This window comes from Streptomyces sp. NBC_00435 (assembly GCF_036014235.1).
GTDB lineage: Bacteria > Actinomycetota > Actinomycetes > Streptomycetales > Streptomycetaceae > Streptomyces.
Genome location: NZ_CP107924.1, coordinates 3,030,435 through 3,047,656, shown reverse-complemented (window position 1 = coordinate 3,047,656; position 17,222 = coordinate 3,030,435). Strand labels below are relative to the sequence as shown.

The following is a 17,222-nucleotide window of genomic DNA, read 5'->3' as shown; positions in this document are numbered from 1 at the left end:
GCGGACTACGCGTGCTCGCGCAGCACCCGGCCCGGGGCGTACAGCTCCGTCACCGTGGGACCGGCCGCGGCCAGGGCGGCCGCGGTCCGCTGCGGCTGCGGAGAGCGCTGGTGCGGTACCGGCGACTCCGACAGCTGCGCCACCTGGGCCACGTCCGCCTGCGGGCGGCGAGCCCGGTAGGCGGAGCGGTAGGCGGCCGGGGAGGACCCCAGCTGGCGGCGGAAGTGCCCGCGCAGCGCGACCGGCGAACGGAACCCGCAGCGTCCGGCGACCTCGTCGACCGAGTAGTCGGAGGTCTCCAGCAGCCGCTGTGCCTGGAGCACCCGCTGGGTGATCAGCCACTGCAGCGGCGCACTGCCGGTGAGCGAGCGGAACCGCCGGTCGAAGGTGCGCCTGCTCATGTAGGCGCGCGCCGCCAGCGTCTCCACGTCGAACTGCTCGTGGAGGTGTTCCAGTGCCCAGGCGACGACCTCGGCCAGCGGGTCGGCGCCGATCTCCTCCGGCAGCGACCGGTCGAGGTAGCGCTCCTGGCCACCCGTGCGGCGCGGCGGGACGACGAGACGCCGGGCCAGTGCCCCGGCCGCCTCGCTGCCGTGGTCCGTGCGCACGATGTGCAGGCACAGGTCGATTCCGGCCGCGGTGCCCGCGGACGTCAGCACATCGCCGTCGTCGACGAACAGCTCGCGCGGATCGACGTGGACGGACGGGTAGCGCTTGGCCAGCGTCGGCGCGTACATCCAGTGCGTCGTCGCGGGCCGGCCGTCCAGCAGACCGGCGGCGGCGAGCACGAATGCCCCCGTGCACAGTCCGACGATCCGGGCCCCCTCCTCGTGCGCCAGACGCAGCGCGTCGAGTGCCTCCGGCGGCGGCGGTGAAGTGATGGAACGCCACGCGGGAACGACGACCGTGCCTGCCCGGGCGATCGCCTCCAACCCGTATGGCGCGGTCAGCTCGAGTCCGCCGGTGGTCCTCAGAGGACCGTCTTCACCGGCGCAGACGAGCAGTCGATAGCGTGGAACTCCCGCGTCCTGCCGGTCAATGCCGAACACGGAAAGTGGAATGGAGCTCTCGAAGATCGGCCCGCCGCTGAACAGCAGCACCGCGACGATCTCCCTGCGGCGACGCCCCGCGAGCTTCCTGCCGTCAACGACGACGGCGGTGGAATCCTGGCTCATGGCGCTAAGCCCCCCTTGGGTGTCGCGACTCCTTGGTCTGGTCGCACCTGCACGTATCCCCTCGGCCTTGCACGTGGCTCCCCCGCCGTAAATACATGATCGAATCTACTGCGTCCCGTGGTGTCGGCGTGACAAGTTCAGCACGCAGCGCTATGTCGACTTGGCAACTTGGCGAAAAGCATTCGATCAGGAAGCGTTCCACTCCGCTACCCGGGTGGAAAGCGCACTGTCCGGCCATGGCCAGTACTCGTAGGGTCAAAGTCCCCCTCCGGCGCTGTAGTCGCTGATGGTGAGGGGGGTGGGGGGACATTCCGGCAAGGAGGGTGACCTGCCGGGAAGTTGGCTGAAAACGTGCGGGTGTGGATGTGCGAATCGGTCAGTCGGGAGGGGACATCCCACAGGAAACGTGACATCCGCGCTGGGTTCCTGCCCCGGCGCGCGAGTGTCGGCCCCGATGGGCGGGCGTCAATCGGTCCCGTGCGAGGACCCGGGCCGCGTTCCGCTCCTCCTTCTCCGAGTGGCGCAGGAGCACCCGGCAGGCGGCCGTGACGGCGGCCAGGCCGAGCGTGGCCACCGCGGCCCCGCCGAAGGAGGTCCCGTAGACGACGAGGACGACGGGGACGAGCAGGCAGCTGAAGGCCGCCCAGCGCACCACGTCACCAGCGGGGTCGTCATGGGGGTGCCTCGCGGACTGCACGGACGGGTGAAGAGGAGGGGGTGGCATGTGGACGGACTGCGTCGGCTGAGCGGGCGACTGAGCGGGCTGGACGGGGTGAACCGGATGACCGGGCACGGCGTGCTCCCTGCGGGCTCTTCCTGGACGGTCGGACTCGTGTCCAACGGCGGGCGGCGCGGCTCGGTCACTGCGCGCACGGGTGGCACGTACCCGGTGGGGTGCCCCTCGTCACTGGCTGTAGGGGGCAGCGGACATTGCCAAGGAGGCGCCGCTGCGGCATGCTCCCTTGGACGCTCTCCAGGGGCGGCAAGCCCTGTGCAGCACAGGAGTGTCGCCGTACCCTGGTGGGTATGGGCTTGGGAAGATGCTTCCCGGACAGAGCTCAGTCACACTGAGTTGTCGTTTTCTGGAATCGTCCCGCCCGAATCGTCGCTTCCGCCTACTGGCGCCCCGCCCGTTTGTCCCTTCCCCTGAGGACCTCTTCGCCGAGACACCCATGGCCGGTCACGAATTCTCCGAACCCGCGGACCGCAAGCGCAAACGCCTCGCCGACCCCGAGTCGGCCGACCTGCGCGCGGTGGAACAACCACGTCATCCCTGCGACCCGGCCTTCCGGCACGGGGTCGTGGTGGGCTTCGACGGATCCACGTCCAGTGAGCGCGCCCTCGCGTACGCGATCGGGATGGCCCGGCGCTCGGGATCCGGGCTGATCATCGTCCATGTGGCCAACCGGCTGCCCACCACGGTGTGGGCCGGCTGCGAGCCGCCGGTCTTCGTCGACGTGCCGGACCACCGCACCGAGGTGCTGGGGCTGGAGCTGGCCTGCGCGGACTACCTGGCCGAGGTCCCGTGGATCCTCGTGGAGCGCGGCGGGGACATCTGCCACGAGCTGGAGGAGGTCGGCCGGGAGTACTCGGCGGACGCCATCGTCGTCGGCTCCACGCACGGCATCGTCGGCCGGATCTTCGGATCGGTGGCGGGCCGGCTGGCGAAGCGGGCGCAGCGACCGGTTGTTGTCATCCCGTAACCGACCGTATGTCGATTGTGCGGTTGTGCACCCCCATGTAAGGGGTAGATAAAGGCTGCTGGTACGCAGCAAACAACTGCAGATCGAAGGGAGCCCGCCGTGGACAATGGTGTCTCTGCGGGAAGCACGGCCTCGACTTCGACCCTCGGGCACATCGCCCTGGGTCTCACCCTTCTCGCGTTCGGTATCGGCCACACCGGGATCGTCGACGGTGTCACCGTGGCCAACTCCGTGTCGCTCGCGACCTTCCTCGGCGGTCTCGCCCTGTTCGTCCTCGGAATCATGGAGTTCCGCGGCGGCAACGGCTTCAACGGGACGGCCTTCGCGGGAATCGGAGCCTTCTGGTTCACCTGGGCCAACGGCGCCGACGGAAAGGTTTCGGCACACGCGGCCGGACTGTTCCTCGTCCTGTTCGCCATGCTGGCACTGACCCTCACCGCCGCGGCCTCGCGCGGGCTGTTCGGTCAGGGCGTGTACGGCCTGTTCACCCTCTCCCTCCTCCTCCTGGCGATAGGCACCCTCGCCGGGAGCGGCGGGCTGGCCAAGGCGGCCGGCTGGGTGGCGGCGCTCTCCGGGCTGCTGGCCTGGTACGGGGCCACCGCGGCGCTGGCGAGCTGGCCGCTGGCGTTCGGAAAGCGTTCGCGCGGCGCGGTCGCCGCGGGCTGAGGGCACGGCCCGAACGTAGGAGAAGGCCCCCGGGGGATCCCGGGGGCCTTCTTCGTGCCTATTCGACGGTGACGGACTTCGCGAGGTTGCGCGGCTTGTCGATGTCCCGGCCCAGGGCCAGGGCCGTGTGGTACGCCAGCAGCTGCAGCGGGATGCCCATCAGGATCGGGTCCAGCTCGTCCTCGTTCTTGGGTACGAGGATGGTGTGGTCGGCCTTCTCCTGCTCACGGTGGGCGACCGCCAGGATCCGGCCGCTGCGGGCCTTGATCTCCTCCAGCGCGGCGCGGTTCTTCTCCAGCAGGTCGTCGTCCGGGACGATGGCGACCGTCGGCAGCGACGGCTCGATCAGGGCGAGCGGACCGTGCTTGAGCTCGGAGGCCGGGTAGGCCTCGGCGTGGATGTAGGAGATCTCCTTGAGCTTCAGGGAGGCCTCCAGGGCCACCGGGTAGCCCCGGACGCGGCCGATGAACATCATCGACTTGGCCTCGGCGTACTCCGCGGCCAGCTTCTTGATGTCCTCCTCGCCGTCGAGGATCTCCTGGATCTGCGCGGGCAGCTTGCGCAGGCCCTCGATGATCCGCTTGCCGTCCGTGACGGACAGGTCGCGGATGCGGCCCAGGTGCACGGCGAGCAGCGCGAAGGCCACCACCGTGTTGGTGAAGCACTTGGTGGAGACGACGCAGACCTCGGGGCCGGCGTGCACGTACACGCCGCCGTCGGCCGCGCGGGCGATCGCGGAGCCCACGACGTTGACGACGCCGAGGACGCGGGCGCCCTTGCGCTTGAGCTCCTGGACGGCGGCCAGCACGTCGTACGTCTCGCCGGACTGGGAGACCGCGATGTAGAGGGTGTCGGGGTCCACGACCGGGTTGCGGTAGCGGAACTCCGAGGCCGGCTCGGCGTCGGCGGGGATCCGGGCCAGGCTCTCGATGAGGCCCGCGCCGATCATGCCGGCGTGGTACGAGGTGCCGCAGCCAAGGATCTTGACCCGGCGGATGCCGCGCGCCTCGCGCGGGTCCAGGTTCAGGCCGCCCAGGTGCACGGTGTTGAAGCGGTCGTCGATCCGGCCGCGCAGGACGCGGTCCACCGCGTCGGCCTGCTCGGAGATCTCCTTGTGCATGTACGTGTCGTGGCCGCCCATGTCGTACGAGGCGGCCTCCCACTCCACGGTCTCGGGCGTGGCGGTGGTCGTCGTACCGGAGGTGGTGTAGGTCCGGAAGTCGTCGGCCTTCAGGGTCGCCATCTCGCCGTCGTCCAGGGTGACGATCTGGCGGGTGTGGGCGACGAGCGCGGCGACGTCCGAGGCGACGAACATCTCCTTCTCGCCGATGCCGAGGACGACCGGCGAGCCGTTGCGGGCGACGACGATGCGGTCGGCGAAGTCGGCGTGCATGACGGCGATGCCGTAGGTGCCCTCGATGACCTTGAGCGCCTCGCGGACCTTCTCCTCCAGGGTGTCGGCCTGGGCGCGGGCGATGAGGTGGACGATCACCTCGGTGTCGGTCTCCGAGAGGAAGACGACGCCGTCGGCCTCCAGCTTGGCGCGCAGCTCGGAGGCGTTGTCGACGATGCCGTTGTGGACGACGGCGACCTTGTTGCCGGCGTCCAGGTGCGGGTGGGAGTTGATGTCGCTCGGGGCGCCGTGGGTGGCCCAGCGGGTGTGGGCGATGCCGGTGGTGCCGGCGAAGCGCTTGGGGACCCGGGACTCCAGCTCGCGGACACGGCCCTTGGCCTTGACGACCTTCAGGGTCGCGGCCTTCGGGGTGTTGACGACGATGCCGGCGGAGTCGTAGCCGCGGTATTCCAGTCGCTGCAGCCCCTCCAGCAGCAGCGGTGCCACGTCACGCTTGCCGATGTAACCCACGATTCCGCACATAAAAGGTCTTTCCCCTCCTGAAGTTCGAATGCTTTCCTGCCGCTGCCGCCCCCTGTCCGGGGCGGTACTCAGCCGTAGACGATGCGTCGCAGCTGCCGGAGTGACAGCTCCGGCGGTGCCACGGCGCGGTGCGGCAGCTCGGCCGCGATCCGCTCGAAGATGTCCGCGTTGACCGCGCCGCCGGACTGGAGCTCACGGTGGCGGCGGCGGACGAACTCCTCGGTGCTCTCGTCGAAGTACGCGAGCACGTCGAGCACCACTCGGGCGGCTTCACCCCGCTGGAGCGAGGTGCTGCGCACCAAGTGGTCGACGAGGTCGTCGTGCGACGGGCGACGGTCGGGCACCTGTTGATATTGGCGGTCCGGACGGAAGAACGCAAAAATCCTGCCCGAAATCGGGCAGGATCGCGCTGGTCTGGACCAGAGGAGGGGGTAATTCCGGTCTTCAATGCTCAGAAACGCCCCAAAATTACCGCTTTCGCCGTCGTGAACTCCTCGGCCGTGAGGATCCCCGCCTGGTGCAGCTCTCCGAGCTCGCGCAGCCGCCGCAGCAGGGCGTCGTGATCCTCCGCCGGGGCGGGGGAGACCGGGGCGGGCGCCAGGGCCGTGGGCCCCTTCTCGAGCTCGGGGCCGTCCCCGGGTTCGGGGACGGGCGCCGCCGGGTGGGGCATGCGCACAGCGACGGCCGCCGCGACCAACGCCATCAGCGGGTCCTTCTTGAATCCGAACAGTTCCACCGTGTGCGGGTCGTACTTCGGCGCGGCGGGCTGCGCCGAGGTGCTGGCCAGGGAGAAGCGGATCCACCCGTTCTCCAGCCCTCGCGACGGGGCCCACTCCACCGACCGCAGGTCCGCGACCCGGAACTCCCGGGCCCCGGCGGACCGCTTGGCCTCCTCGGTCGTCCAGCTCCACTCCAGGGTCACCCGGTCCCCGTCGAAGGCCACCGTCCCGTCGCCCGCGCCGACCGTGATCGGCACGGCGGGGCCCGGCAGGAGGTAGGAGCCGGCGGGCCCGGGATCCACCTGGTCCAGCAGCAGGGCGTTGCGCACTTCGTCCACGAAGTACTCCGCGACCCCGCCGCGGTCCGGCTCCACGGTCAGCCGGTAGGGATCGGAGGCCTCCGGCAGCCGCCCGCCCGTCACCTGCAGCAGCGGATCGGCGCCGTCACGCAGCCGCAGGCGCAGCCGGCCCGCCTTGCGCCCCGGTTCGTAGGAGATCCCGGCCAGCGCGCGCAGCGGCACGACCACCTCGCCCAGCGTCTGGCGCAGCAGTGCCACTCCCTTGTCGCGGCCCGGCACGATGCGCACCGCGTCCCCGTCGAAGGTCCATGTACCGTCCTTCTGGATGATTTCCGCCATCCTGGGATTCTCGCACCGCCCGTACGGCCCCCTTCCGGGCCCAGTTGGCCTATACCTGTGCGCATGAGAGTCCCGCGACGCACGCTCGCCGCCCTCCTCGTCCTCGCCGCCGTCCCCGCGGCCGTCTCCTGCAGCGTCGCCCACGGGGACGACGCCCGGCCCGGCGACGAACCGCCCGCCGCGCTCGCCCCCTACGAACGGCTCCTGCCGGCGCCCGTCTCCGCGCACGCCGAAGGACCCGGGTACGCCTTCGGCCCGGGCACGGTCGTGCGTACCGGCCCGACGGAGAACGAGGAGGTCCGCAGGGTCGGCGAACTCCTCGCCGAGCAGCTGCGCGCCGCCAGCGGGCTGCCGCTGCCGGTGGTCAGCGGGGTGGACGGCGACGGCATCCGGCTGCGGCTCGACCAGGACGAAGGGGCGGGGGAGGAGGGGTACCGGCTGGAGGCCGGGCCCGGCGGGGTCACCCTGACCGCCCGCACGCCGGCCGGCCTCTTCCACGCCGGCCAGACCCTGCGCCAGCTGCTGCCCGTGTCCGGTCCGGGAACGGTGGCGGGCGGGACCGTCACCGACGCGCCGCGCTTCGCGTACCGGGGGGCGATGGTGGACGTGGCCCGCCACTTCTTCCCGGTGGAGCAGGTCAAGAGGTACGTCGACCAGCTCGCGCAGTACAAGGTCAACACCCTGCACCTGCACCTGACCGACGACCAGGGATGGCGCATCGCGATCGACTCCTGGCCGAAGCTGGCCCGGGAAGGGGGCGCGGGCGAGGTCGGCGGCGGGCCCGGCGGGTACTGGACGAAGGAGCAGTACCGGGACCTGGTGGCCTATGCGGGGGAGCGGTACGTGGACGTGGTCCCGGAGATCGACATGCCGGGGCACGTGAACGCGGCCCAGGTCGCCTACGCGGAGCTGAACTGCGACGGGAGGGCGCGCGAGCCGTACACCGGGATCAAGGTCGGCTTCAGCTCGCTGTGCGTGGGCAAGGAGCGGACGTACGAGTTCATCGACCAGGTGCTGGGGGAGCTCGCGGAGCTGACCCCGGGCAGGTACCTGCACATCGGCGGCGACGAGGCGCACTCCACGCCGGCGGCGGACTACGCGGCCTTCATGGACCGGGCGCAGGCGGTGGTGGCCGAGCACGGCAAGACCGTGGTGGCCTGGCACCAGCTCGCGACGGCCCGCCCGGCCCCGGGCGCGGTGCTCCAGTACTGGGGCCACGACCGCACCCCGGCGCCGGAGAAGGCGGCGGTGGCCGCGGCGGCGAAGGCGGGGAACCCGGTGATCCTGTCCCCGGCGGACCGGCTGTACCTGGACATGAAGTACGAGAAGGCGACGAAGCCCGGACTGGCCTGGGCCGGATACGTGCCGGTGAAGCGGGCGTACTCCTGGGACCCGGGGAGCTATCTGACCGGTGTCCCGGAATCCGCCGTCCTCGGGGTGGAGGCCCCGCTGTGGACGGAGACGATCGCGGCGCGCGGGGACTGGGAGCTGATGGCCTACCCGCGGGTGCTGGGACTGGCCGAGCTGGGCTGGTCACCGGCCGCCGCGCTGGACTGGGACGCCTACCGCAGGCGCCTGGCGGCCCAGGGGCCCCGGCTGGACGCGCAGGACATCGCCTACTTCCGGGCCCCGGACGTGCCCTGGTCGTAGCGGGCCGACGCCGGACGGCCGGACCTCGACGAGGAGGGCCGACAGGCCCTAGAGCTCGGCCGTCGGATCCTCGCTGGGTGCCCGGCCCGCGTACGCCTCCGCGAGGAGCTCCTCCTCGCTCGCGCCGAGCCGCCAGTAGCCGGTGAAGCGCACCGCGCGCCGGTCGACGCCCCGGTCCCCCACGAAGTGCCTGCGTACCGCCCGGATCGTCGCGGACTCGCCCGCGATCCAGGCGTACGGGGCTTCGGCGGCGGGCAGCTCGGCCGCCCGGAGCGCCTCCAGCAGCCGCTCGGTGCGTTCCCGCCCGGCGCCCGGCCGCCGTACGACCCACGTGATGTCCGCGTCCGCGAGCGTCTCGGGGACCAGCCGGTCGTCCTCGTGCGGGACCTCGAACCAGGCCCTGACCGGGGTGCCGGCCGGGAGCCGCTCCAGGATCGCGGCGGCCGCGGGCAGCGCCGTCTCGTCCGCGTACATCAGGACGGCGCCGGTGGCGGCCGGCGGCTGGAAACGTACGGACTTGTTCTCCGCGACGGCCGGGCCGATGGCCATGATCCGGCGGCCGGTGACCGCGCGGCCCGCCCAGCAGGAGGCCGGTGAGGAGTCCCCGTGCAGGACGAAGTCGATGTCGACCTCGTCCGCCCCCTCGGGGGTCCGGCGCTGCCCGCGCACGGTGTAGGAGCGCATCACCGGGCGCTCCTCGTCCGGCATCGCGCGCCAGTCCGCGAACCAGGTGTCCTCGTCCGTGGACGGCAGCACCGTGTGCTCCCGGCCGGCCGGCGGCAGGAAGAGGGAGAGGCTCTGGTCGTAGCCGCCCGAGCGGAAGTCCCGGAGGGACTCGCCGCCGAAGGTGATCCGCAGGAACGAGTGCCCGAGACGGCGCGTGCGGACCACTTCGAGCCCGAAGAACCGGAAGTGCGCGACGGCCGGGGCGGCGTCGGATGCGTTGGCGGTCATGCGGAGGGTCCCCCTGGGATCGGTTCGGTGCCGGGCGGCGTGCGGCGGGCGACGCGCGACGACAGGAGGCCCCGGCACCTGTACGAGGTGCCGGGGCCGGACTGCCTGAGGTCAGCTGACCTTCTTGGCGCTCTGGATGGACTTGGTGAGCTCCTCGACGATCTGCGCGCACTTCTCGTACGAGTAGATCGGCTCGGTCACCCGGGGGGTGATCTGACCGGCCTTGACGGCGGGCATCTCGGCCCAAGTCGGCTTGGCCTTCAGCTCCTCCGGCTGCAGGGTGCCGGTGCGGTTGTCGAGGAGGACGACGTCGGCCTTGTACTTGCCGGCGTTCTCCCAGCTGAGGCTCTCGAAGAAGCCGCCCTCGTCCGTCTTCTCCGGGGTGACGAACTCGACGCCGAGCGACTGGAAGTACTTCAGGTCGGCGGAGGTGGCCGGGGTGGAGACGTAGAACAGGTCGGCGGAGCCGGAACCTACGAGCACCTTGATGCCCGGGTTCGCCTTGGTGGCCTCGCGCAGCTTCGCGGAAGCGGCCTCGAAGCGGGCCTTGGTGTCGACGGCCTTCTTGGCGTTCAGGTCGGCGCCCAGGGACTTGGCGAGGACCGCGGTGCGGGCGAGGGCCTTGTCCATGGTGACGTCGCCGCCCACGCCGATCGCGGCGGCCGGGGCGAGCTTCAGGATCTTGTCCTTGGAGGCCTCCGGCACGTACCAGTACGTGCCGTCCCAGGTGTTGGTGACCAGGAGGTCCGGCTGGAGGGCCGCGTACTTCTCGACGTTGAACTCGTCGTAGACGTTGCCGAGGATCTCGACCTTGGAGATGTCCATCGAGCCGGCCTGGACGTCGGGCTTGCCGTCGGCGGTCCTGGTCGGGCCGAACACGCCCTTGACGGTGACGCCGTAGTCGTACAGCGCGGCGGCGGTGCCGGTGAAGGCGACGATGTTCTTCGGCGTCGACTTGGCGGTCAGGGGCTCCTTGCCGAGGTCGTCCTTGAAGGACCAGGGGCCCGAGGCCGCGGCGCCCGTGCCCTTGCCGTCCGACCCGTCCTTCGCGGAGTCGCTGCCACCGCAGGCGGTGAGCGCGGCAACGAGACCGAGAGCGCCGCCCGCTGCGACGAGACCGCGACGGGTGAGGAGGGAGGATCGGGACTTGGGCATGTCGATTGTCCGCTTTCGTACGCGTCGGGCGGCCTTCGGGCCATTCGTGGGGAAGGTTAGCCTAACCTTCTCTGAAAACGATAAGGGGGCCCCGGGTGAAGGGCCCCCTCGTCCGCGCGTGACGGTACGACTAGGCAGAGAGTCCCAGCTCACGGGCGATGAGCATGCGCTGGACCTCGCTCGTGCCCTCGCCGATCTCCAGAATCTTCGAGTCCCGCCACATACGGGCCACCGGGTACTCGTTCATGAACCCGTAGCCGCCGTGGATCTGCGTGGCGTCCCGCGCGTTGTCGACGGCCACCGTCGAGGAGTACAGCTTCGCGATGGCCGCCTCCTTCTTGAACGGCTCCCCGGCCACGAGCCGCGAGGCCGCGTCGCGCCAGCCGATGCGGGCCATGTGGGCGCGCATCTCCATGTCCGCGATCTTGAACTGGATGGCCTGGTTGTCGCCGATCGCCCTGCCGAAGGCGTGCCGTTCCTTGGCGTACTTCACCGACTCGTCCACGCAGCCCTGCGCGAGGCCGGTGGCCAGCGCCGAGATGGCGATGCGGCCCTCGTCCAGGATGCGCAGGAACTGGGCGTAGCCCCGCCCTTCCTGGCCGACCAGGTTGGCGAGCGGGACCCGTACGCCGTCGAAGGAGAGCTCCCGGGTGTCCGAGGAGTTCCAGCCGACCTTGGAGTAGGGGGCGGCCACCGTGAATCCGGGGGTGCCGGACGGGACGATGATCGAGGAGATCTCCGGGCGGCCGTCGGCCTTGCGGCCCGTCACGGCGGTCACGGTGACCAGAGCGGTGATGTCCGTACCGGAGTTGGTGATGAAGCACTTCGAGCCGTTGATGACCCACTCGTCGCCCTCGCGGACGGCGGTGGTGCGGGTGCCGCCCGCGTCACTGCCCGCGCCGGGCTCGGTCAGGCCGAAGGCGCCCAGGATCTCGCCGGAGCACATCCTCGGCAGCCACTCCCGCTTCTGCTCCTCGGAGCCGAAGAGGTAGAGCGGCATGGCGCCCAACGAGACGCCCGCCTCCAGGGTGATGGCGACCGAGGAGTCGACACGGGCCAGCTCCTCCAGGGCGATGCCGAGGGCGAGGTAGTCGCCGCCCATGCCGCCGTACTCCTCCGGGAAGGGCAGGCCGAACAGGCCCATGCGGCCCATCTCGCGGACGATCTCGTACGGGAACTCGTGCCGCTCGTACAGATCGCCGATCTTCGGAGCCACGACATCGTGCGCGAACGCCTCGACGGTGCGGCGGAGTTCCTCGTGCTCGGGGGTGAGCCGGTGGTCGAGGGCCATGGTGTTCGTTACTCCTTGTGGGAGAGGGCGCGGACGGTACGGGAGGGGCTGGGGCGCCCCAGCTGCTCGGCCATCCACACGCTCGTGGCGGTGAGGGCGGCCAGATCGACGCCGGTCTCGATGCCGAGGCCGTCGAGCATCCAGACGAGGTCCTCGGTCGCGAGATTGCCGGTGGCGCTCTTGGCGTACGGGCATCCGCCGAGGCCGCCGGCGGAGGCGTCGACGGTGGTCACGCCGTGCTGGAGCGCGGCGAGGGTGTTGGACAGGGCCTGGCCGTAGGTGTCGTGGAAGTGCACACCGATCCGGTCGGTACCCACGCCCTCCTCGTTGAGCGCGCTCAAGAGGGTCTGGACGTGCCCCGGGGTGGCGACGCCGATGGTGTCGCCGAGGCTCAGCTCGTCGCAGCCGAGGTCGAGCAGGGCCTTGGCCACGCCGACCACCTGGTGGACCGGGACGGGTCCTTCCCAGGGGTCGCCGAAGCACATGGAGAGGTAGCCGCGGACGTGCGCCTTGTGCTCCTTCGCGCGGGCCACGACGGGCTCGAACATCGCGAGTGACTCGGCGACGGTGCGGTTGAGGTTGCGGGAGGCGAACGTCTCGGTGGCCGAACCGAACACGGCGATACGGGTGGCGCCGAGCGCGAGCGCCCGGTCGAGGCCGCGCTCGTTGGGCACGAGGACGGGCAGCGCGGCGTCCACGTCGGCGAGGAGCGGGAAGAGTTCCTCGGCGTCGGCGAGCTGGGGCACCCATTTGGGGTGCACGAAGCTCGTGGCCTCGATGGTGGTGAGCCCGGCGGCGGCCAGCCGGTGGACGAACTCGGCCTTGACGTGGGTGGGGACGGCCGTCTTCTCGTTCTGCAGCCCGTCGCGGGCGCCGACCTCGTGGATGCGGACGCGTGCCGGGAGGCCCTCGTCCGCGAAGCTCATCGGGAGCCCGTTCATTCGCTCTTCTCCTCCTCGTCCGGGGTGACCACGGCCAGGACCTGGTCCATGGCGACGGTGGTGCCGGGAGTGACGTCGAGTTCGGTGACGATGCCGGCGTGCGGGGCGGAGATGACGTGCTCCATCTTCATGGCCTCGACGACGAGCAGGCTCTGACCGGCGGTGACCTCGTCGCCGACGGCCACCTTGACGACGGTGACGGTGCCGGGCATGGGGGCGGCCAGTGTTCCGGCGCCGGTCCTCGTCCCGCCGCGGAGGTTCGCCTCGACCGGGTCGTACGCCTGCACGTGCCAGGAGTCGCCGTCGCGGCCGAGCCAGGTCCCTTCGGGGGAGCGGGCGTGGGAGAAGCGGTGGGTGACCCCGTCGAGTTCGACCGTTACGTGGTCGGGGGTGCGTGCCACGACCCGGCCCCGGGCCGGTGTGCCGTGGCCGGCGCCGCCGTCCAGTGCGGCCGCGTCCAGGAGCAGCTCCGTGTCCGGGCCCGTTCCGGCGGGGCGGGTGCGGACCGTGACCGGGTCCTGGCCCGGGAGGCGGAAGTGGTGGACCGTCCAGGCGGGGGTGCCGCCGAGGCGCCAGCCGTTGGCGGAGTCGAACGGGTCGAGCCAGCCCGATGTCAGCCCGTCCGGCGTTCGAGGACCGGGGTCCGGGGCGGAGCCACGGATTCGGGAAGCGGCGGGCCGCGGGGAAGAGGCCCCGGCCAGCAGCGCAGCCGCGGCGAACACCTCGTCCGGCACGCCATCAGGGAGCAGGGACGGGAGGTCCCGCTCGACCAGCCCCGTGTCGAGGTCGCCGGACGCGACATCGGGGTGGGCCAGCAGACGGCGCAGGAACCCGGTGTTGGTCTGCACCCCCAGGATCACGGTGTCGGCCAGCGCACCCCGCAGCACCCGCAACGCCGCCGCCCGGTCGGGCCCGTACGCGATCACCTTCGACAGCATCGGGTCGTACGTCGATCCGGTGTCGACCCCCGCCACCAGCCCGGAGTCCGTACGGACGGACCCGCCGTTCGGCTCCGACAGGGCCAACACCGTGCCGCCGGACGGCAGGAACCCCCGCGCCGGGTCCTCCGCGCAGACCCGGGCCTCGATCGCGTGCCCGGTCAGGACGACGTCCGACTGGCCGAAGCCCAGCTCGGCTCCCGCCGCGACCCGCAGCTGCTGTTCCACCAGGTCCAGCCCCGTGATCAGCTCCGTCACCGGGTGCTCCACCTGGAGCCGGGTGTTCATCTCCATGAAGAAGTACGACGAGGGGTCCCCGCCCGGGACGATGAACTCCACCGTGCCGGCGCCCACGTACCCGCACGACCGCGCCGCCTCCACCGCCGCCGCGCCCATCGAGGCCCGCAGCTCCGGCGTCAGCAGAACGGACGGGGCCTCCTCGATCACCTTCTGGTGGCGCCGCTGCAGCGAGCACTCGCGCTCGCCCAGGTGCACCACGTTGCCGTGCGCGTCCGCCAGCACCTGGATCTCGATGTGCCGGGGCCGGTCCACCCACCGCTCCACGAGCAGGGTGTCGTCCCCGAAGGAGGACCGCGCCTCGCGCCGCGCCGAGGCGATCTCCTCGCCCAGCAGCGCCGCGTCCCGTACCAGCCGCATGCCCTTGCCGCCGCCGCCCGCCGAGGGCTTCAGCAGCACCGGCATGCCGATCTCCTCGGCGGCGGCGACCAGTTCGGCGTCGGTCAGACCGCTGCCGGAGGAGCCGGGGACCACGGGCACGCCCGCCGCCTTCACCGTCTCCTTGGCCCGGATCTTGTCGCCCATCAGGGAGATGGCGCTCGCCGGCGGTCCGATGAAGGCCAGCCCGGCGTCCGCGCAGGCCCGTGCGAAGGCCGAGTTCTCCGCGAGGAAGCCGTAGCCGGGGTGGACGGCCTGCGCGCCCGTACGCCGTGCCGCGTCGAGCAGCCGCTCCACCGACAGGTAGCTCTCGGCGGCCGCCGCCGGGCCGATCCGGACGGCCGTGTCGGCCTCCCGTACGTGGCGGGCGTCCGCGTCCGCGTCGCTGAAGACGGCGACCGACCGTACGCCGAGCTCCCGCAGGGTACGGATGACCCGTACCGCGATCTCGCCCCGGTTCGCCACCAGAACAGTGCTGAACATCGAAGAAGTCCTCACGTCACATGCGGAAGATGCCGAAGCCCGAGTCGCTCAGGGGAGCGTTCGCGCAAGCCGTCAGGGCCAGTCCCAGCACCTGCCGGGTCTCCATCGGGTCGATGACCCCGTCGTCCCACAGCCGCGCCGTGGCGTAGTAGGCGTTGCCCTGGGCCTCGTACTGGGCCCGGACGGGGGCCTTGAAGGCCTCCTCGTCCTCGGCCGGCCACTCCTGGCCCGCGCCCTCGATCTGGTCGCGCTTGACCGTGGCGAGGACGGACGCGGCCTGTTCGCCGCCCATCACCGAGATCTTGGCGTTGGGCCACATCCACAGGAACCGCGGCGAGTACGCCCGCCCGCACATGGAGTAGTTGCCCGCGCCGTACGAGCCGCCGACCACCACCGTGAGCTTCGGTACCCGGGCGCAGGCCACGGCCGTGACCATCTTGGCGCCGTGCTTGGCGATGCCGCCCGCTTCGTAGTCCCGGCCGACCATGAAGCCGGAGATGTTCTGGAGGAAGAGCAGCGGGATGCCGCGCTGGTCGCACAGCTCGATGAAGTGCGCGCCCTTCTGGGCCGACTCGGAGAACAGGATGCCGTTGTTGGCGATGATGCCGACCGGGTGGCCGTGGATCCGGGCGAAGCCGGTGACCAGGGTCTGCCCGAACTCCGCCTTGAACTCCTGGAAGCGGGACCCGTCCACGATCCGGGCGATGATCTCGCGGGCGTCGTACGGGGTGCGCGAGTCGACCGGCACCGCGCCGTACAGCCCGTACGGGTCCACCTTGGGCTCCTCCGGAGCCTCGACCGACCAGGGCAGGGGCCCGCGGTCGGGCAGGGTCGCCACGATGTTCCGTACGATCCGCAGCGCGTGCGCGTCGTCCTCCGCGAGGTGGTCGGTGACCCCGGAGATCCGGGAGTGGACCTCGCCGCCGCCCAGCTCCTCGGCCGTGACCACCTCACCGGTGGCGGCCTTCACCAGCGGCGGGCCGCCGAGGAAGATCGTGCCCTGGCCGCGCACGATGACGGCCTCGTCGCTCATGGCCGGGACGTACGCGCCGCCCGCCGTGCAGGAGCCGAGGACGGCGGCGATCTGCGGGATGCCGGCCCCCGACATGCGGGCCTGGTTGTAGAAGATGCGGCCGAAGTGGTCCCGGTCGGGGAAGACCTCGTCCTGCATGGGGAGGAAGGCGCCGCCCGAGTCGACCAGGTAGAGGCAGGGGAGACGATTCTCCAGGGCCACCTCCTGGGCCCGCAGGTGCTTCTTGACGGTCATCGGGTAGTACGTGCCGCCCTTGACGGTGGCGTCGTTCGCGACGATCACGCACTCGCGGCCGCTGACCCGGCCGATGCCCGCGATGACCCCGGCGGCCGGGGCCGCGCCCCCGTACATGTCCTCGGCGGCCAGCGGGGCCAGCTCCAGGAAGGGGGACCCGGGGTCCAGGAGGGCGTCGACGCGGTCGCGCGGCAGCAGCTTCCCGCGGGCCGTGTGGCGGGCGCGGGCCTTCTCCCCGCCGCCGAGCCGGGCCGCCTCCAGCCGGGCCCGCAGGCCCTCGGTGAGCTCGCGGTGGGCGGCCTCGTTGGCCCGCCAGGCATCGGACGCCGGGTCTGCGGCGCTCGTCAGCACTGGTGCCTGCTGCATCGGTCGAGCTCCCTTGCTCGGTGCGCTCCTGTTAATGAGCGTTAACGCATGTGGGGCTTAGGTTAACGACCGCTAACGGCCCTGTCTAGAATGGATTCCCATGAGCACCAGAGCGGCCGCCCCGACCCGGCGCGAGCAGATCCTCAGCGAGGCTGCCCGCCTCTTCGCGGAGCGCGGATTCCACGGCGTCGGCGTGGACGAGATAGGGGCCGCGGTGGGCATCAGCGGCCCCGGCCTGTACCGCCACTTCGCGGGCAAGGACGCGATGCTCGCGGAGCTGCTCGTCGGCATCAGCGAACGGCTGCTGACCGGCGGCCGCCACCGCGTCGCGGAAGCGGCGGGCGACCCGTCCGGCGTACTCGCCTCGCTGATCGACGGCCACATCGACTTCGCGCTCGACGACCGGGCGCTGATCACCCTCCACGACCGGGAACTGGACCGGCTGCGCGAGGCCGACCGCAAGCTCGTACGGCAGCTGCAGCGCCAGTACGTCGAGCTGTGGGTCGAGGTCGTACGGGAGCTGCACCCCGAGGTGGGCGAGGCGGAGGTGCGGGTCTCGGTGCACGCGGTCTTCGGCCTGCTGAACTCCACCCCCCACCTGGCCGCACTGGGCCGGGAGGCGACGGAGTCGCTGCTGCGACGGCTCGCCAACGGGGCTTTCGGGGCGCTGTCGGGATGAGGCCACGTGTCCGCCGGTCGGGATGGAGCGGACGCCTGCGCCCGCG

15 protein-coding genes are annotated in these 17,222 nt (G+C 71.4%); 4 read left to right on the top strand and 11 right to left on the bottom strand.

What is annotated here, in order from left to right; all coding sequences use genetic code 11:
* Positions 1-5: 5 nt before the first annotated feature.
* The gene (locus tag OG389_RS13970) at positions 6-1,175 is read right to left on the bottom strand and encodes a helix-turn-helix domain-containing protein (RefSeq protein WP_328298808.1); all 1,170 of its coding nucleotides are present in this window, start codon (positions 1,173-1,175) and stop codon (positions 6-8) included.
* 376 nt (positions 1,176-1,551) lie between these two features.
* A complete protein-coding gene (locus OG389_RS13965) occupies positions 1,552-1,872 on the bottom strand; it encodes a hypothetical protein (protein ID WP_443059266.1) in 321 nt (106 codons plus the stop codon).
* A 475-nt stretch (positions 1,873-2,347) separates the two neighbouring features.
* Between OG389_RS13965 and OG389_RS13960 the strand changes: the two genes are divergently transcribed.
* Positions 2,348-2,878: a universal stress protein gene (locus tag OG389_RS13960; protein ID WP_328298807.1), complete on the top strand. Its 531-nt coding sequence runs from the start codon at positions 2,348-2,350 to the stop codon at positions 2,876-2,878.
* Positions 2,879-2,977: 99 nt separating this feature from the next.
* Complete coding sequence (locus OG389_RS13955; protein ID WP_328298806.1) at positions 2,978-3,544, top strand: acetate uptake transporter; 567 nt, start codon at positions 2,978-2,980, stop codon at positions 3,542-3,544.
* A gap of 58 nt (positions 3,545-3,602) precedes the next feature.
* Here OG389_RS13955 and glmS read toward each other — a convergent pair whose 3' ends face one another.
* The 3 genes from glmS to OG389_RS13940 form a co-directional block, all read right to left on the bottom strand.
* On the bottom strand, positions 3,603-5,420 hold the full coding sequence (glmS, locus tag OG389_RS13950; RefSeq protein ID WP_328298805.1) for a glutamine--fructose-6-phosphate transaminase (isomerizing): 1,818 nt from the start codon (positions 5,418-5,420) through the stop codon (positions 3,603-3,605).
* A 68-nt stretch (positions 5,421-5,488) separates the two neighbouring features.
* Positions 5,489-5,764: a hypothetical protein gene (locus tag OG389_RS13945; RefSeq protein WP_214951593.1), complete on the bottom strand. Its 276-nt coding sequence runs from the start codon at positions 5,762-5,764 to the stop codon at positions 5,489-5,491.
* 107 nt (positions 5,765-5,871) lie between these two features.
* The gene (locus OG389_RS13940) at positions 5,872-6,777 is read right to left on the bottom strand and encodes a DUF4429 domain-containing protein (protein WP_328298804.1); all 906 of its coding nucleotides are present in this window, start codon (positions 6,775-6,777) and stop codon (positions 5,872-5,874) included.
* Positions 6,778-6,840: 63 nt separating this feature from the next.
* Between OG389_RS13940 and OG389_RS13935 the strand changes: the two genes are divergently transcribed.
* Positions 6,841-8,427 carry a beta-N-acetylhexosaminidase gene (locus OG389_RS13935; protein ID WP_328298803.1) on the top strand — a complete coding sequence of 529 codons (1,587 nt, stop codon included), beginning with the start codon at positions 6,841-6,843 and terminating at the stop codon, positions 8,425-8,427.
* Between the two features lie 48 nt (positions 8,428-8,475).
* Here OG389_RS13935 and OG389_RS13930 read toward each other — a convergent pair whose 3' ends face one another.
* The 6 genes from OG389_RS13930 to OG389_RS13905 form a co-directional block, all read right to left on the bottom strand.
* Positions 8,476-9,381 (bottom strand): siderophore-interacting protein, encoded by a 906-nt coding sequence (locus OG389_RS13930; protein ID WP_328298802.1) that lies wholly within the window; start codon positions 9,379-9,381, stop codon positions 8,476-8,478.
* A gap of 111 nt (positions 9,382-9,492) precedes the next feature.
* Entirely contained in the window at positions 9,493-10,536 is a 1,044-nt protein-coding gene (locus OG389_RS13925; RefSeq protein ID WP_328298801.1) for an ABC transporter substrate-binding protein, read from the bottom strand.
* Positions 10,537-10,666: 130 nt separating this feature from the next.
* On the bottom strand, positions 10,667-11,827 hold the full coding sequence (locus OG389_RS13920; RefSeq protein WP_328298800.1) for an acyl-CoA dehydrogenase family protein: 1,161 nt from the start codon (positions 11,825-11,827) through the stop codon (positions 10,667-10,669).
* 8 nt (positions 11,828-11,835) lie between these two features.
* Positions 11,836-12,768 (bottom strand): hydroxymethylglutaryl-CoA lyase, encoded by a 933-nt coding sequence (locus tag OG389_RS13915; protein WP_328298799.1) that lies wholly within the window; start codon positions 12,766-12,768, stop codon positions 11,836-11,838.
* Entirely contained in the window at positions 12,765-14,864 is a 2,100-nt protein-coding gene (locus tag OG389_RS13910) for an acetyl/propionyl/methylcrotonyl-CoA carboxylase subunit alpha (RefSeq protein ID WP_328298798.1), read from the bottom strand. The genes OG389_RS13915 and OG389_RS13910 overlap by 4 nt, the downstream gene beginning before the upstream one ends.
* Before the next feature lie 16 nt (positions 14,865-14,880).
* Positions 14,881-16,497 (bottom strand): carboxyl transferase domain-containing protein, encoded by a 1,617-nt coding sequence (locus OG389_RS13905; RefSeq protein WP_328298797.1) that lies wholly within the window; start codon positions 16,495-16,497, stop codon positions 14,881-14,883.
* A 100-nt stretch (positions 16,498-16,597) separates the two neighbouring features.
* Here OG389_RS13905 and OG389_RS13900 point away from each other — a divergent pair, with 100 nt between their 5' ends.
* The gene (locus OG389_RS13900; protein ID WP_328298796.1) at positions 16,598-17,176 is read left to right on the top strand and encodes an SACE_7040 family transcriptional regulator; all 579 of its coding nucleotides are present in this window, start codon (positions 16,598-16,600) and stop codon (positions 17,174-17,176) included.
* Positions 17,177-17,222: the final 46 nt, after the last annotated feature.

Excerpts from the sequence above, each read along its gene's own strand:
- OG389_RS13910 (WP_328298798.1), bottom strand. The coding sequence starts at position 14,864 with ATGTTCAGCACTGTTCTGGTGGCGAACCGGGGCGAGATCGCGGTACGG.
- OG389_RS13970 (WP_328298808.1), bottom strand. The coding sequence starts at position 1,175 with ATGAGCCAGGATTCCACCGCCGTCGTCGTTGACGGCAGGAAGCTCGCG.
- OG389_RS13900 (WP_328298796.1), top strand. The coding sequence starts at position 16,598 with ATGAGCACCAGAGCGGCCGCCCCGACCCGGCGCGAGCAGATCCTCAGC.
- glmS (WP_328298805.1), bottom strand. The coding sequence starts at position 5,420 with ATGTGCGGAATCGTGGGTTACATCGGCAAGCGTGACGTGGCACCGCTG.
- OG389_RS13935 (WP_328298803.1), top strand. The coding sequence starts at position 6,841 with ATGAGAGTCCCGCGACGCACGCTCGCCGCCCTCCTCGTCCTCGCCGCC.
- OG389_RS13925 (WP_328298801.1), bottom strand. The coding sequence starts at position 10,536 with ATGCCCAAGTCCCGATCCTCCCTCCTCACCCGTCGCGGTCTCGTCGCA.
- OG389_RS13930 (WP_328298802.1), bottom strand. The coding sequence starts at position 9,381 with ATGACCGCCAACGCATCCGACGCCGCCCCGGCCGTCGCGCACTTCCGG.
- OG389_RS13960 (WP_328298807.1), top strand. The coding sequence starts at position 2,348 with ATGGCCGGTCACGAATTCTCCGAACCCGCGGACCGCAAGCGCAAACGC.
- OG389_RS13905 (WP_328298797.1), bottom strand. The coding sequence starts at position 16,497 with ATGCAGCAGGCACCAGTGCTGACGAGCGCCGCAGACCCGGCGTCCGAT.
- OG389_RS13920 (WP_328298800.1), bottom strand. The coding sequence starts at position 11,827 with ATGGCCCTCGACCACCGGCTCACCCCCGAGCACGAGGAACTCCGCCGC.
- OG389_RS13940 (WP_328298804.1), bottom strand. The coding sequence starts at position 6,777 with ATGGCGGAAATCATCCAGAAGGACGGTACATGGACCTTCGACGGGGAC.
- OG389_RS13915 (WP_328298799.1), bottom strand. The coding sequence starts at position 12,768 with ATGAACGGGCTCCCGATGAGCTTCGCGGACGAGGGCCTCCCGGCACGC.